We start from the raw sequence: 369 nt of genomic DNA on the forward strand, positions 1-369 counted from the left end.
CTTGCCGCCCGAAGTCCGTTGGCACCGTACGCGTAATCGACGGAGAGCCATGCATCGATGATCGTCGTCCACCATCTGGAATACTCGCGTTCGCAGCGCGTCCTGTGGCTGCTGGAAGAGTTCGGCCTGCCCTATGAGGTCAAGCGCTACGAACGCGATCCCAAGACGATGCTGGCGCCGCCCGAACTGAGGCGCATTCATCCGCTCGGCAAGTCGCCGGTAATCGTCGATCGCGATCACTCCGGGTCCGAACGGATCATCGCCGAAACCGGCGCCATCATCGAATACCTCACAAGCAAGGCCGATGGACGCCTGGGTAAGCCCTATGGCGACGACGCGGCACTGCTCTACCGCCACTTCCTCCATTAT

The 369-nt window shown here is 61.2% G+C and carries 1 protein-coding gene; it reads left to right on the plus strand.

Annotated elements, in window-relative coordinates:
• Positions 1–57 precede the first annotated feature (57 nt).
• A partial coding sequence (locus LH128_RS30615; protein WP_008833568.1) for a glutathione S-transferase N-terminal domain-containing protein occupies positions 58–369 on the plus strand: 312 nt, incomplete at its 3' end.

The sequence above is a fragment of the Sphingomonas sp. LH128 genome, from assembly GCF_000293195.2.
Lineage (GTDB): Bacteria > Pseudomonadota > Alphaproteobacteria > Sphingomonadales > Sphingomonadaceae > Novosphingobium > Novosphingobium resinovorum_A.